Origin of the sequence: Bradyrhizobium sp. (genome assembly GCF_004799405.1) — a bacterium.
Classification (GTDB): Bacteria; Pseudomonadota; Alphaproteobacteria; order Rhizobiales; family Xanthobacteraceae; genus Bradyrhizobium.
The window spans coordinates 16,071-29,291 of the sequence record NZ_SSMW01000026.1 but is presented as its reverse complement, the minus strand read 5'-3'; the positions used below and the strand labels follow the sequence as shown (position 1 = coordinate 29,291).

12 protein-coding genes are annotated in these 13,221 nt (G+C 65.0%); 9 read left to right on the top strand and 3 right to left on the bottom strand.

Translation table 11 applies throughout. The features are described 5' to 3' along the window. Positions 1-78: 78 nt before the first annotated feature. From E7813_RS04555 to E7813_RS04525, 7 genes are all read left to right on the top strand, one after another. Positions 79-1,284 carry an MHYT domain-containing protein gene (locus tag E7813_RS04555; RefSeq protein ID WP_291571313.1) on the top strand — a complete coding sequence of 402 codons (1,206 nt, stop codon included), beginning with the start codon at positions 79-81 and terminating at the stop codon, positions 1,282-1,284. A gap of 221 nt (positions 1,285-1,505) precedes the next feature. Then, positions 1,506-2,369, top strand: coding sequence for a xanthine dehydrogenase family protein subunit M (locus E7813_RS04550; RefSeq protein WP_291571311.1), 864 nt, complete (start codon positions 1,506-1,508; stop codon positions 2,367-2,369). A gap of 16 nt (positions 2,370-2,385) precedes the next feature. Continuing rightward, on the top strand, positions 2,386-2,895 hold the full coding sequence (locus E7813_RS04545; RefSeq protein WP_291571309.1) for a (2Fe-2S)-binding protein: 510 nt from the start codon (positions 2,386-2,388) through the stop codon (positions 2,893-2,895). Then, positions 2,892-5,312: an aerobic carbon-monoxide dehydrogenase large subunit gene (locus E7813_RS04540; RefSeq protein ID WP_291571307.1), complete on the top strand. Its 2,421-nt coding sequence runs from the start codon at positions 2,892-2,894 to the stop codon at positions 5,310-5,312. Before E7813_RS04545 ends, E7813_RS04540 begins: the two co-directional genes overlap by 4 nt. Positions 5,313-5,392: 80 nt before the next feature. Continuing rightward, positions 5,393-6,265, top strand: coding sequence for a MoxR family ATPase (locus E7813_RS04535; protein ID WP_291571305.1), 873 nt, complete (start codon positions 5,393-5,395; stop codon positions 6,263-6,265). After that, the gene (locus tag E7813_RS04530) at positions 6,262-7,470 is read left to right on the top strand and encodes a VWA domain-containing protein (protein ID WP_291571303.1); all 1,209 of its coding nucleotides are present in this window, start codon (positions 6,262-6,264) and stop codon (positions 7,468-7,470) included. Before E7813_RS04535 ends, E7813_RS04530 begins: the two co-directional genes overlap by 4 nt. A gap of 213 nt (positions 7,471-7,683) precedes the next feature. Then, positions 7,684-8,511: an XdhC/CoxI family protein gene (locus E7813_RS04525; protein WP_291571301.1), complete on the top strand. Its 828-nt coding sequence runs from the start codon at positions 7,684-7,686 to the stop codon at positions 8,509-8,511. A gap of 87 nt (positions 8,512-8,598) precedes the next feature. On the opposite strand, the gene E7813_RS04520 is transcribed toward E7813_RS04525, so the two are convergent. After that, positions 8,599-8,985 carry a DUF1330 domain-containing protein gene (locus tag E7813_RS04520; RefSeq protein WP_291571299.1) on the bottom strand — a complete coding sequence of 129 codons (387 nt, stop codon included), beginning with the start codon at positions 8,983-8,985 and terminating at the stop codon, positions 8,599-8,601. A 147-nt stretch (positions 8,986-9,132) separates the two neighbouring features. Between E7813_RS04520 and E7813_RS04515 the strand changes: the two genes are divergently transcribed. Continuing rightward, positions 9,133-10,131: an aldo/keto reductase gene (locus E7813_RS04515; protein WP_291571297.1), complete on the top strand. Its 999-nt coding sequence runs from the start codon at positions 9,133-9,135 to the stop codon at positions 10,129-10,131. A gap of 304 nt (positions 10,132-10,435) precedes the next feature. On the opposite strand, the gene E7813_RS04510 is transcribed toward E7813_RS04515, so the two are convergent. Together E7813_RS04510 and E7813_RS04505 are read right to left on the bottom strand one after the other, a co-directional pair. Continuing rightward, positions 10,436-11,725 (bottom strand): hypothetical protein, encoded by a 1,290-nt coding sequence (locus tag E7813_RS04510; RefSeq protein WP_291571295.1) that lies wholly within the window; start codon positions 11,723-11,725, stop codon positions 10,436-10,438. A gap of 154 nt (positions 11,726-11,879) precedes the next feature. After that, on the bottom strand, positions 11,880-12,542 hold the full coding sequence (locus tag E7813_RS04505; RefSeq protein ID WP_291571294.1) for a DUF1134 domain-containing protein: 663 nt from the start codon (positions 12,540-12,542) through the stop codon (positions 11,880-11,882). Between the two features lie 112 nt (positions 12,543-12,654). Here E7813_RS04505 and E7813_RS04500 point away from each other — a divergent pair, with 112 nt between their 5' ends. Continuing rightward, positions 12,655-13,221: a YHS domain-containing (seleno)protein gene (locus tag E7813_RS04500; protein WP_291571290.1), complete on the top strand. Its 567-nt coding sequence runs from the start codon at positions 12,655-12,657 to the stop codon at positions 13,219-13,221.

Genomic DNA, 13,221 nt, shown 5'->3' with positions numbered 1-13,221 from the left:
TTGTCATTTCCGCCGCCGCGCCTGTAAACTCGGCGGCGGGAGGAGGCACGCCCGTGGTGACGGGCGGCCGAGACGATCATGTTCGCAGGACACGATCCCTATCTCGTCGCGCTCTCGGTGGTGATCGCGATTCTGGGTGGTTACACCGGCTTCGGCCTCGCCGCGCGAATCCGCGGGACGCCGGGCGTTGGCCGTCGCGTGCTCTTGGCCGGCGCCGCGGTGTTCCTGGCGGTCGGCATCTGGACCATGCATTTCGTCGGCATGCTGGCCGCGCCGATCCCGTCGGACACAGTGTATCTCGTGCTTCCCACCATCATCTCGTTCCTGATCTGCGCCTTGGTGGTCGGCATATCGCTGTTCTTTGTCAGCATCGGCGAGCCCTCGCTGTGGCGCGTGGTCTCCTCGGCGGTCCTGCTCGGGGTCGGCATCGTCAGCATGCACTATGTCGGCATCCACGGCCTTGCCGGCAATTTCGCCATCCAGCACGACGATTCGATGGTGTTGCTGTCGGTTCTGGTCGCGATCGTCGCCGCCTATGGCGGGTTGCGGGCATTCCTCGCCCGGCAGGGCGGCGTCCGCCTGATCGCAAGCTCGATCGCATTCGGCGTCGCGGTGTCGGGCATGCACTACACCGCGATGTACGGCATGCACTTCATGCCCTTGTCGGGGGAAGCGCATCACCATGGCGGAGGGTTGGCGGCCTCTCAGCAAGTGCTCGCGCTGGTGGTCACGCTGCTCTGTTTTGTGATAGCGGCCGGCTTCCTGCTGTCTCTGGTGCCCGATCCGCGGCGGCAAACATCTTTGGCGGCAGCCGAACTGGTTGATGTTCCGGAAACGGCCACCGGCAGCCTGCTCGCTTTATGGCGCGAACCGGCGGCAGGCCCTCGGGCGATATCGGCGCCGCTCGGCGGAGTGGGCCAGCCGCCCCGCGCCGCGCCGGTTGTTCGTCTGCCGGTCGAGGGCGCCGACGGCACCCATTTCATCGACACCGCCGATGTCCGCAGCGTCCGGGCCGATGCCCATTACACAAGGGTGCATGACGGCACCCGCGAGCGGATGTGCCCATGGTCGATTTCGGAAGCCGAAGCGCAGCTCGATCCCGGCCTGTTCGTCCGGGTCCACCGCAGCCACATCGTGGCCATTCCCCATGTCAGCTTCGTCCGCAAGGAAGGCGACGGGGCCGTCATCGAGCTTGACGGCCCGGCGCCGCATCGCGTGCCGGTCAGCCGTGCCAAGATCGCGGAGGTCAAGGCCCGGCTGGGGCTAGCCCGGCGGCACGCTTAAGCAGGCTCTCGGTTTACCTCTCCCCGCGCGCGGGGAGAGGGAGTGGAAGTCCGGATTAGGTCGCTAGGCCTGACGCATTTCGTGCGGACGCCTACGCATTTCGTGCGAATTCCCGGACCTTGTGACGCGGCGGGCGCCGCTGCCTTGCGCGCGTAAAATTGCAGGAACAGCCTGCCCCTCAATAGTTGCGTCAAAAAATGCGCAATACGAGGGAGGAAAGCATGATTCCTGGACCATTCAGCTATCACCGGCCTGCGACCGTGGCCGATGCGGTCAAACTACTGTCCACATTAGGCGACGAAGCGCGTCCCCTCGCCGGCGGTCACAGCCTGCTTCCGATGATGAAGCTTCGGCTCGCCACCCCCGACCACCTAGTCGACCTGCACGGCATCGGCACGCTGAAGGGCATCCGCCGCGACGGCAACAAGGTCGTGATCGGCGCGATGACCACCCAGCACGAGTTGCTGGCCTCCGACGAGATCGCAAAATCGCTGCCGATCCTGCACGAGACGGCACTTTTGATCGCTGATCCGCAGGTGCGCTACCGCGGCACCCTCGGCGGCAACGTCGCCAATGGCGATCCCGGCAATGACATGCCGGCGCTGATGCTGACGCTGGGCGCCAGCTACCGGCTCGAAGGATCCGGCGGCGGACGCGACATCGCGGCGTCGGAATTCTACCAGGGCGCCTATTTCACCGCACTCGAGCCTGGCGAAATCCTGACCGCGATTTCAATTCCGGTGCCGGCCGCCGGCGCCGGTTACGCCTATGAGAAACTGAAACGCAAGATCGGCGATTACGCCACCGCTGCCGCGGCGGTCGTGCTGACGATGTCGGGCGGCAAGGTCGCCAGTTGCGCGATCGGCCTCACCAACCTGCACGAAACGCCGCTGCTCGCGACCGACGCGGCAAAGGCCGTGATGGGAACCAGCCTCGACGATGCGGCGCTCAAGAAAGCCGCCGCGGCCGCGGTGGCGATCATGTCGCCGGCCGCAGATGCCCGCGGGCCGGTCGAATACCGCAAGCATGTCGGCGGCATCATGGTGATGCGGGCGCTGACCCGCGCCGCCGCGCGCGCAAAGTAACGGGGAGGGACCAATAATGGCAAAGACCCAAAAGACCCATGTGACCATGAAGGTGAACGGCGCCGAGGTCGAAGGCCTGGTCGAGCCGCGCACGCTGCTGGTGCATTTCATCCGCGAGAACCTGCAGCTCACCGGCACCCATATCGGCTGCGAGACCACGCATTGCGGCGCCTGCACCGTCGACATCGACGGCATGTCGGTGAAAAGCTGCACCATGTTTGCGGTGCAGGCCGCCGGCTCCGAGATCACCACCATCGAAGGTGTCGCCAATGCCGACGGTTCGCTGTCGGCGCTGCAGGAAGGTTTCCGGATGATGCACGGGCTGCAATGCGGCTTCTGCACGCCGGGCATGATTTTGCGCGCGCAGCGGCTGCTGCAGGAAAATCCCTCGCCGACGGAGGCGGAAATCCGGATGGGCATTTCAGGCAATATCTGCCGCTGCACCGGCTATCAGAACATCGTCAAGGCAATCCAGTACGCCGCCGCCAAGATCAATGGCGTCGAATTCCAGGAGGCTGCGGAATGAACGACATGACTCCCACGCGGGAACAACGCGAAGCCAAACTTGAAGGCATGGGCTGCAAGCGCAAGCGGGTCGAAGACGCCCGCTTCACCCAGGGCAAAGGCAATTATGTAGACGATCTGAAGCTGCCGGGCATGCTGCACGGCGATTTCGTTCGCTCGCCGCATGCGCATGCGCGGGTCAAATCGATCAACGGCGACGAGGCGCTGAAGGTGCCGGGCGTGCTGGCGGTGATCACCGCCGAGACGCTGAAGACCGTCAACCTCGCCTGGATGCCGACCCTGGCCGGCGACGTGCAGATGGTGCTGGCCGACGGCAAGGTGCTGTTCCAGAACCAGGAGGTCGCCTTCGTGGTCGCCACCGACCGCTATGCCGCGGACGACGGCATCAACAAGGTTCAGGTCGAATACGAACCGCTCCCGGTCGTGATCGATCCGTTCAAGGCGATGGACGCCGACGCCCCGGTGCTGCGCGAGGACCTCGCGGGCAAAACCACCGGCGCGCACGGCCCGCGCAAGCACCACAACCACATCTTCGAATGGACCGTCGGCGACAAGGATCTGACCGATGCCGCCTTCAAGAAGGCGGATGTCACGATCAAGGAGATGATCTCCTATCATCGCACCCATCCCTCGCCGCTGGAGACCTGCCAGTGCGTGTGCTCGTTCGACAAGATCAAGGGCGAACTCTCGATCTGGGGCACCTTCCAGGCGCCGCATGTGATCCGCACCGTGGTGGCGCTGATCGCCAAGATTCCGGAGCACAAGATCCATGTCATCTCGCCCGACGTCGGCGGCGGCTTCGGCAACAAGGTCGGCGCCTATCCGGGCTATATCTGCGCCGCGGTCGCCTCCATCGTCACCGGCAAGCCGGTGAAGTGGGTCGAGGACCGCATCGAGAATCTGACCGCGACCTCGTTCGCGCGCGACTATCACATGACCACCGAAATTGCCTCCACCAAGGACGGCAAGGTCACCGGGCTTCGCGTCCATGTGCTGGCCGATCACGGCGCGTTCGACGCCTGCGCCGATCCGTCGAAATGGCCGGCCGGCTTCTTCAACATCGTCACCGGGTCGTACGATTTCCCGGTCGCGCATCTGTCGGTCGATGGCATCTACACCAACAAGGCGCCGGGCGGCGTCGCCTATCGCTGCTCGTTCCGGGTCACGGAAGCGGCCTATTGCATCGAGCGCGGCATGGACATCCTGGCGCAAAAGCTCGGCATGGATCCGGCGGAATTGCGCCTGAAGAACTTCATCAAGAAGGAGCAGTTTCCCTATCACTCGGCATTGGGCTGGGAATACGATTCCGGCGACTATCACACCGCCATGCGCAAGATGATGGAGAGCGTCGACTACGCCGGCCTGCGCAAGGAGCAGGCGGCGAAACGCTTAGCCTTCAAGCGCGGCGAGACCCGCGAGATCATGGGGCTCGGCGTCTCCTTCTTCACCGAGATCGTCGGCGCTGGCCCGTCGAAGAACTGCGACATCCTGGGAATCGCGATGTTCGATTCCTGCGAGATTCGCCTGCACCCCACCGGCGCCGGCATTGCCCGGGTCGGCACCAAGAGCACCGGCCAGGGCCACGAGACCACCTGGGCGCAGATCATCGCCACCGAGATCGGCATTCCCGCCGACGACATCATGGTCGAGGAGGGCAATACCGACACCGCGCCCTACGGGCTCGGCACCTACGGCTCGCGCTCGACTCCGGTGGCGGGGGCAGCGATCGCCATGGCCGCGCGCAAGATCAAGGCCAAGGCGCAGATGATCGCCGCCTACAAGCTCGAGGTCCACGAGGACGATCTCGAATGGGATATCGACGGCTTCCGGGTCAAGGGCCTGCCGGAGAAGACCATGTCGATGAAGGATATCTGCTGGGCGGCCTATAATTCGGTGCCGCCGGGCATGGAGCCGGGGCTGGAGGCGGTGAGCTATTACGATCCGCCCAACATGACCTATCCGTTCGGCGCCTATATCTGCGTGATGAACATCGACGTCGATACCGGGGTCTACAAGATCAGGCGCTTCTATGCGCTCGACGATTGCGGCACCCGCATCAACCCGATGATCATCGAGGGCCAGGTCCATGGCGGGCTGACCGAAGCCTTTGCCATCGCGATGGGCCAGGAGATTCGTTACGACCCCGAGGGCAACGTGGTGACCGGCTCGTTCATGGATTTCTTCATGCCGACCGCGGTCGAGACCCCGCATTGGGAGACCGACTTCACCGTGACGCCGTCGCCGCATCATCCGATCGGCGCCAAGGGCGTCGGCGAAAGCCCGAATGTCGGCGGCGTGCCGGCGTTCTCCAACGCCGTCAACGACGCCTTCTCGTTCCTGGGCTCCACCCACATCCAGATGCCGCACGACTACTGGCGCAACTGGAAGGCGGCCAAAAGTCTGGGAGTGTTCGCGTAGTAGCGGTTCCCCTCCCTCCACGCGCATCGCGCATGGCGGAAGGGGAGAATGATCAGAGCGAAGAGGAAAACACTCTGACGATGAAAACCCGGGACGAGATCGCGCAAGCGCTGGCAGCCAGCGGCTATATCGCCGATAGCGAGCTTGCGACCGCGATCTCGCTGATGCAATTGCTCAAGCGGCCGCTGCTGCTGGAAGGCGAAGCCGGCGTCGGCAAGACCGAGGTGGCGAAAGCGCTGGCCAGCGTTTACGGCGCCGAGCTGATCCGGCTGCAATGCTATGAGGGCCTCGATCAATCGGCCGCGCTCTATGAGTGGAACTACCAGCGGCAATTGCTGGCGATCCAGGCGCATCGCGGCGACAATGCCGGCGCCATCGAAGAGCAGATTTTCTCCGAAAAATACCTGCTGGAACGGCCGCTACTGGCCGCGATCCGCCGCAGCAAGCCGCCGGTGCTGTTGATCGACGAAATCGATCGCTCCGACGACGAGTTCGAGGCGTTCCTGCTCGAGCTATTGTCGGATTTCCAGGTCTCGATCCCCGAACTCGGGACCATCGCCGCAACCACGATCCCGCATGTGATCCTGACCTCGAACGGCACCCGCGAACTCTCCGACGCGCTGCGCCGCCGCTGCCTCTATCACTACGTCGATTATCCCGACGTCGACCGCGAGGCGCGCATCATCATGGCGCGGATCGAGGGCGCCGGCACCTCGCTGTCGCTGCAGATCGCGCGCATGGTCGAGAACATCCGAAAAGAGGAACTGCGCAAGGTCCCCGGGGTCGCCGAGACGCTGGACTGGGCGGCGGCGCTGGTCGGGCTAGGCGTGCCCGATCTGCACGATACGCCCGAGCTGGTGCACGAGACGCTGATGTGCCTGCTCAAGACCCATGAGGACAAGTCGCGGATGACGCGCGAGGTGACGGAACGGCTGTTGGGGAAGGTCGCATGAGCTGCTGCGGCGTCGATCCCGGTTACGAAGAGATCGACGAGGTCTCGCGCCTGGTCTCGGCCAGGCTCGCGGCGTTTCTCAGGACCCTGCGCGACAATGCCTTTGCGGTCGGCCTGCACGAAGGCCGCGATGCCGCCGCCTTGATGGCGGCAGGCTATGCGGCGCGGCCCGGTCTGTTGCGGTCCGCCTTAAAGCACCTGTTCTCGGCGCGGAAATCCGACTGGGACCGGTTCGATGGGTTGTTCGATGCGTTCTGGCTCGGCAAGCGGGTGCGATCGCGCTCGACGACGATGGGTTCGGCCAGGAGCGCCAACAGCCCGTCGCTCAAGAGCCTGCAGAATAACAAACCCGAGCGAGGCGGCAGCGAAGCCGCCTCCGACCAGATTCCATCCGCCGACGATGCGCCGGACGAGCGCGCCGGCGAGGGCCGCATGGAAGGGGCTTCACGCGCCGATAATCTTTCGGAGATCGATTTCCGCAAGATGGCCGACCCTGACCAGATCGCGCAAGCCCACGCGGTCGCGGCGCAACTTGCCAGGACCATGCGCACGCGGCTGACGAGGCGAGACCTCGCGCGGCGTCGCGGCTACCGGCTCGATTTGCGACGGACGATCCACAAGAACATCAGCCATGGCGGCGTGCCGATCAGCCTGGTCAAGCGCCGGCGCAAGGAAAAGCCGCTGCGTCTGGTGATGCTGCTCGACGCCTCCGGCTCGATGAGCATGTATACCGGCGTGTTCCTGCGCTTCATCCACGGCGTGCTGGACGAGTTTCGCGAGGCCGAGGCGTTTTTGTTTCACACCCGGCTGGCCTACGTGTCCGATGCGATGAAGGAAAAGGATGCGGGCCGTGCGCTCGACCGCCTGTCGATCATGGCGCAGGGCGCCGGCGGCGGCACCAGGATCGGCGAGTCCCTGCAGACCTTCAACCGCTGGCACGCCGCGCGCGTGCTGCACTCGCGCAGCTGCGTGATGATCGTGTCCGACGGTTACGAGACCGGCGACGCCGCGTTGCTCGGCCGCGAGATGGCGGCACTCGGCCGCCGCTGCCGCCGCATCGTCTGGCTCAATCCGATGATGGCGTGGGAGGGCTATGCGCCCGAGGCCGCCGGCATCAAGGCCGCGCTGCCGCACGTCGATCTCTACGCGCCCGGCAACACGCTGAAAAGCCTGACCGAGCTTGAACCCTATCTGGCGAAGCTGTGAGGATTAACGGGATTGAGCTTTTCGCGACAACGAAAGTGCACTCCCTCTTCCGCTTGCGGGGGAGGGTTGGGGTGGGGGTCTCTCCGCGGGCACCGTGCTTGCGGAGGCGGTTCCCCCACCCGCCGTGCTCTGGCGCGCAAGTGCGCTGCCGAGCGCGTCGACCTTCCCCGCAAGCGGGAGAGGTGAAGTAACGTGTGTCCGAAGGAAACGGCCATGACCAAGCATGTCGAAGTGATGGAGCTGGTGGCCCGGCTCAAGGCCGCCGAGGAAACCTTCGTTCTCGCCACTGTCGTGCGCACGGTGTCGGTGACCGCGGCGAAGGCGGGCGCCAAGGCCATCATCCGCCCCGACGGCACCATCGTGGCGGGGTGGATCGGTGGCGGCTGCGCCCGCGGCGCGGTGCTCAAGGCCGCGCGCGAGTCTCTCGTCGACGGCGAGCCGCGCATGGTTTCGGTGCAGCCGGAAAATCTGCTGGCCGAGCTTGGCGTCAAGCCCGGCGAGAATCGCGACGGCGTGCGCTTTGCGGAAAACATGTGCCCGAGCAAAGGCACCATGGATATTTTCGTCGAGCCGGTGCTGCCGCATCCCTCGCTGGTCATTCTCGGCGCGAGCCCGGTGGCGCTGTCGCTGGCGACACAGGCGCGGCAACTCGGCTATCACGTCACCGTCGCAGCCCCCGTCGCCGACCTGCCGGGCGCGCCCGACGCCGATATGCTGATCGACGGCTACGCGCTCGGCGAGCTCCACGAGGCGCGGCGCTTCATCGTGGTGTCGACCCAGGGCAAGGGCGATGAAGCCGCCCTGCGCGCGGCCGCGTCGACCGAGGCCGCCTATCACGCCTTTGTCGGCAGCCGGCGCAAGATGGCGGCATTGCGCGAGAAACTGATAGCGCAAGGCATCGACGCCCCGGCACTGGATCGCATCAAGGCGCCGGCCGGTCTCGACCTCGGCGCGATCACGCCGGAGGAAATTGCGATGTCGATCCTGGCGGAGATCACGGTGGAGCGCCGGCGCGGGCAGCGTGCCCGAGCACCGACGTAATCCGCCATTCGCCGATCAGTTCGCCGAGGCCAGAGAGGCGGGTTATGCCTGCGGCTAACCCACCCCACTTCACGGCGCCGATACCGATCAGGGGGCCGTACCCTCGACGGCGAAGGTGCGGAATTTGGCGTACTTTTCGCCGATGGTCTGCGCGTCCTGGTAGGCCTGGGAGGTAAACACCGCCTGCGCCTTGTCCATATTTTCAAAAACCGACACAACGACTCGGGATTTTGGCGGATCGCCGGCTATCGCCAGCGTATTGCCGCCCGATACGATCCGTTTCTCGCCGCTGCCGGCAAGCGCTTTTTTGACGAGCGGGATGTAGTCATTGGAGTAACCGCTCTCGTCGACCACGTCGATCTCCGAGATGACATAGGCCGGCGGCGAGGCTTGCGCATGAAGTTCATGGACTGCGCCTGCGCCAAGTCCGAAGCCGGCGACCATCGCCAGGCCTAATTTGACGTGCGTCTTCATTGGTTTCCTCCCCTAGATGTCGGCGTACGAATACTATGACAGACTAGTATCATATTCCCTAGAGGGTCGCGCGCCACTGCAATGACCGCTTGGCGACCCCGGCAGTAATCTGGAATAGTGCCGACGCCATCAGCCGGAGCAACATCGATGCAATTGCGGGTGTTTGGACGCACGGGAATGCAGCTCTCGGTGCTGGGCTTCGGCTGCGGCGCGGTGGGCGGCTTCATGGTGCGCGGCGATCCTGCCGACCAGGAACACGTCGTCGCGCGGGCGATCGCCGCCGGCGTGAACTACTTCGACACCGCGGTGCAGTACGGCGACGGCGAATCGGAAAACAACCTCGGCCGGGTTTTGCAAAAGCTGAAACCGGCCGATGTGGTGGTCGGTACCAAGGTCCGCGTGCCGCCGAGCGAATTTGGCCGCATCGCCGATACTGTGACGACCTCGCTCGAAGGCAGCCTGGCGCGGCTGCGCCTTGACCGGGTCGACATCTTTCACCTGCACAATCCGATTACCAAGGCAGGCGGCGGATCGGCGCTGAGCGTCGCCCAGGTGCTCGACGAGGTGGTGCCGGCGTTCGAGCGCCTGCGTGGGCAGGGCAAGATTCGTTTTCTCGGGATCACGGCGCTGGGCGATGCGGCCGCGGTGAACCAGGCGATCGATACGCGCGCCTTCGACAGCGCTCAGGTCGTCTACAACATGCTCAATCCATCTGCGGCGGTGGAATTGCCGGCGAACTATCCGGCGCAGGATTATGGACGAATGTTTGATCACACCGTCGCGGCCGGCGTCGGCGTCGTGGGCATCCGCGTGCTGGCCGGCGGCGCATTGTCGGGTTCGGCCGAGCGTCATCCGATCGCGGGTCCGGCGCCCGAGCCGATCGGTTCGGCCCTGAGCTACGATGCCGATGTCGATCGCGCCCGCCGCCTGATGCCGCTGGTCAGGGAAGGCTTCGCCGCCAGCCTGACCGAAGCCGCCACGCGGTTCGCGCTGTCTCACCCGGCGATGGGGACGATCCTGGTCGGCATGGCGACGCCGCAACAGTTCGAGGACGCCCTCGCCGCCGTCCGGAAAGGCCCGTTGCCGCAAGAAGCACTCGACCGGCTGGCAGCGCTGCGGCAGGCATTTTCCGGCGAACCGCGGTGATCGTGGAGGGTGCCCATCCAAGAACGCATCGAGTGCCGCGAGAAAGCGGAGCTTTGGCTGCTTGAAGTTACGAAGAGCGGTGCAATGCGCTCGGTGCCACCTCTCCCACAAGGGGAGAGGGAGCTCACCGTCATCGCTGAAACATCAATGTGTCGGTCCCTGCGAAAGCAGGGCCCCATAATCACGAGAGTTAGTGGTTACGCGAAAGCCGTTGAACAACGTCTTTCACAAAATAAGCGACACGGCGTATGGGTCCCCGCTTTCGCGGGGAACGACGGCCGATAGCTGCAAAACCGCGAAAACCTTACCCCGGCTGCCGCGCGCGGGAGGCGTGGGACTGCAGCGCGCGGATGCGGTCGGCGAGGGTGCCGCTCCCCGCAGCAACGGGCGTTGCGCCGTTGGCTGCCGGTCCATTGGCGTTGGCCGGCCGCACCGCGCTGGGCGGCGTCGCCGGTTCTGCGGCCAGCATCGCCTCGATCGGCGAATCCGGCCCTTCGAGCTGCATCGCGAGCTTGGCGACTTCGGCGGCGATGTCGTTGATGCGTTCGCGCAGCAGCGCGTTCTCCATGCGCTCGGTCGCCCACGAGCTTTCGGCCTGCTGCTGGATCGCATTGATGTCACGCTGCAGCTTGGCGCGTTCGTCGCGCGCGACACCAAGCTGCGCCTCGAGCGCGGCCTTCTCGGTCCGCAGCTTTTCGAGCGCCGGCGATTTGCCGCCGCTCAGCCCGGCGATTTCATCGCGCAATTCCTTCATCGTGCGTTCCGCGGCCTGGTTGGCCTGGCGCAACTGGTTGTTTTCGTAGTCGCGCTCGGCGAGCAATTTGCCCTGGGTGGAAAGCCGCGTTTCCAGATCCTGCACCCGGTTGCCGAGCATCTCGGCTTCCTTGACCTGGATGATCAGCTGCCGGTCAAGATCGGTGACGCGCTGGCTGAGGTTCTCGACGCGGCCGCGCGCCTCGGTCAGTTCGCGGGTCGCCGCATCGGATTCGCCGCGCTGCTGTTCAAGCCGGGTTTGGGTCGCGGCGAATTCCCTTTCGGCGTCGCTGACGCGGCTCTTGAGCTCGTCGATCTGGGCGCGCACCGCCACCAGTTCGACCTGGCGGCTCTCCGCCATCATCGAACGGCTGGACAATTCGCTGTTGAGCTTGCCGAGCTCGCTCTGCTTGTCGGTGAGGTTCTGTTCGGCGAGGCGCAGCGCTTCGGTCTTGGCGGCGAATTCCTCTTCGGTCGCGCGCAACTGTTCTTTCACCGCCTTCTCGCGCGCCTCGAGCGCAAAGATCGTGGCGTTCTTTTCGCCGAGCTCGAGCTTCATGCGATTGATCGCGTCGGATTTCTTGCCGAGTTCGGCAAGCTGGCTGGTGGTCTTGTTCTTGAGCTGGTCGACGCTCATCTCGAGCCGACGCGCCGACATCGCGAATTCCGCGCGCAACTGATCCTTGTCGGCCTGGATTTCGGCCATCGACAGCGGCGTCGCCGCTTCCAGCCGCTTGGTGGTCAGCCGCACTGCGCGGTTATGCACCAGCGGCACGATCATCAGCCCGAACAGCATCGAGACCAGAAAACCGATCGCCAGATACATGATCGGTTCGACCATAAACCTTACTCCTCACAGGAAAACGCCGGATCACCTACGCTACAATGCCATGGCGGGCGGGGAAAAGGCCAGCCCAATGCCGCGTTAACGTGAATCTGTGACCGGCAGCACGATCAGGGAAAAGCGGGCCCCGGTTGCTCAAACGAAAGGCGGATCAAAACGGGTTCCAGGTCGCGCGCGGGGTATATTTGAGGTAGCCGATATTGGCCCCAAGGCGCAGGCCGATGCCGGAACGGATCGGCACCAGCACGATGTTGTTGGCGGTCAGCGCGGTCATCCCGAAGCCGCCGATAATATAGGCGGAACCGTCGATGCCGACGAAGCGCTGGTAGATCGCACTGGTGGCGGGAAGGTTGTAGACCAGCGTCATGGTGCGGGCGCCGTCGCCGCCCCAGTCGAAGCCGACCGACGGACCCTGCCAGTAGACCCGCAAATCGCCGGCATTCTTGGTGTAGAGGGTGCCTTCGCCGTATCGCAAGCCGGCCACGAACGCGCCCGAGCCTTCTTCGCCGAGGACGTAACCGTTCGGCAGGCCCCATTGGCTGACCGCGCGCTCGATCACCGAAGCAAGGCCGCGCGAGACGTTGCCGAAGAACCGGTGTCCGGCGTTGGTCAACTCGTCCGGGCCGAAGGTGCTGGCGCTGGGCTGGCGTTGCGGCGGAGGAGGCTGTGGCGCCGGCTGTATTTGCGGCTGCATTTGCGGCTGCGGTGGCATGGGCGGCGGCTGCGTCGGCGGCGGTTGCTGCGCGAGCGCGGGCACGGTCCCGCACGTCAGCGCGACGAGCGTCACCGCTGCAAGGCGTGAGGCGAAAATCATGAAAGTACCCCTGGGTATTAAAATCCTGGCCGCCCGCCTTAACCGGATGCCAACAAGCACGGTTGTAAGTTAGCGGCCATCGTCCCCGACTCGGATGTTATCCGCATCAACTATGACGGCACAACGGCAGGAAAGAAACGGCGGCCGCGATCGAATCGGCGTTCGCCCCGGAATAGCCTTGATCGCGCCGTGGGCAAGGCTGTTGGCGAGCCTTGGATGGGTAAGTCTTGCAGCAGCAGGCTTGGGTCTGCTGGCCTGCCCCGAGGTTGCGGCCGAGGCCTCGACCACCGAGCGGGTGGTGGTCAACCACTCCTCGGGCCTGGCCATCGAGGGCTTCGATCCCGTCGCCTATTTCACCGACGGCCGCCCGATGCTCGGACTGCCGGACCTCGAGGCGTCGCAGGCCGGAGCGGTCTGGCGCTTCCGCAACGCCAGCAACCGCGATGCCTTTGTCGCCCATCCCGATATTTACGGCCCGCAGTTCGGCGGCTACGACCCGATCGACCTGGCGCGTGGCGTCGCCTTTGCCGGCAACCCCCGGTTCTGGCTGGTGTCGGGCGAGCGGCTGTATCTGTTCGGCCGCGAACAGAACCGCGATGCCTTTGCCGCCGATCCGGTCGCCGCGTTGCGGGAAGCCAGGCAGCGCTGGCCGGAACTGGAGCAAACGCTGGCGCAGTAG

What these genes read in the sequence shown, in the direction of transcription:
- E7813_RS04555 (WP_291571313.1), top strand. Translation starts at nt 79, where the DNA reads ATGTTCGCAGGACACGATCCCTATCTCGTCGCGCTCTCGGTGGTGATC.
- E7813_RS04550 (WP_291571311.1), top strand. Translation starts at nt 1,506, where the DNA reads ATGATTCCTGGACCATTCAGCTATCACCGGCCTGCGACCGTGGCCGAT.
- E7813_RS04545 (WP_291571309.1), top strand. Translation starts at nt 2,386, where the DNA reads ATGGCAAAGACCCAAAAGACCCATGTGACCATGAAGGTGAACGGCGCC.
- E7813_RS04540 (WP_291571307.1), top strand. Translation starts at nt 2,892, where the DNA reads ATGAACGACATGACTCCCACGCGGGAACAACGCGAAGCCAAACTTGAA.
- E7813_RS04535 (WP_291571305.1), top strand. Translation starts at nt 5,393, where the DNA reads ATGAAAACCCGGGACGAGATCGCGCAAGCGCTGGCAGCCAGCGGCTAT.
- E7813_RS04530 (WP_291571303.1), top strand. Translation starts at nt 6,262, where the DNA reads ATGAGCTGCTGCGGCGTCGATCCCGGTTACGAAGAGATCGACGAGGTC.
- E7813_RS04525 (WP_291571301.1), top strand. Translation starts at nt 7,684, where the DNA reads ATGACCAAGCATGTCGAAGTGATGGAGCTGGTGGCCCGGCTCAAGGCC.
- E7813_RS04520 (WP_291571299.1), bottom strand. Translation starts at nt 8,985, where the DNA reads ATGAAGACGCACGTCAAATTAGGCCTGGCGATGGTCGCCGGCTTCGGA.
- E7813_RS04515 (WP_291571297.1), top strand. Translation starts at nt 9,133, where the DNA reads ATGCAATTGCGGGTGTTTGGACGCACGGGAATGCAGCTCTCGGTGCTG.
- E7813_RS04510 (WP_291571295.1), bottom strand. Translation starts at nt 11,725, where the DNA reads ATGGTCGAACCGATCATGTATCTGGCGATCGGTTTTCTGGTCTCGATG.
- E7813_RS04505 (WP_291571294.1), bottom strand. Translation starts at nt 12,542, where the DNA reads ATGATTTTCGCCTCACGCCTTGCAGCGGTGACGCTCGTCGCGCTGACG.
- E7813_RS04500 (WP_291571290.1), top strand. Translation starts at nt 12,655, where the DNA reads ATGACGGCACAACGGCAGGAAAGAAACGGCGGCCGCGATCGAATCGGC.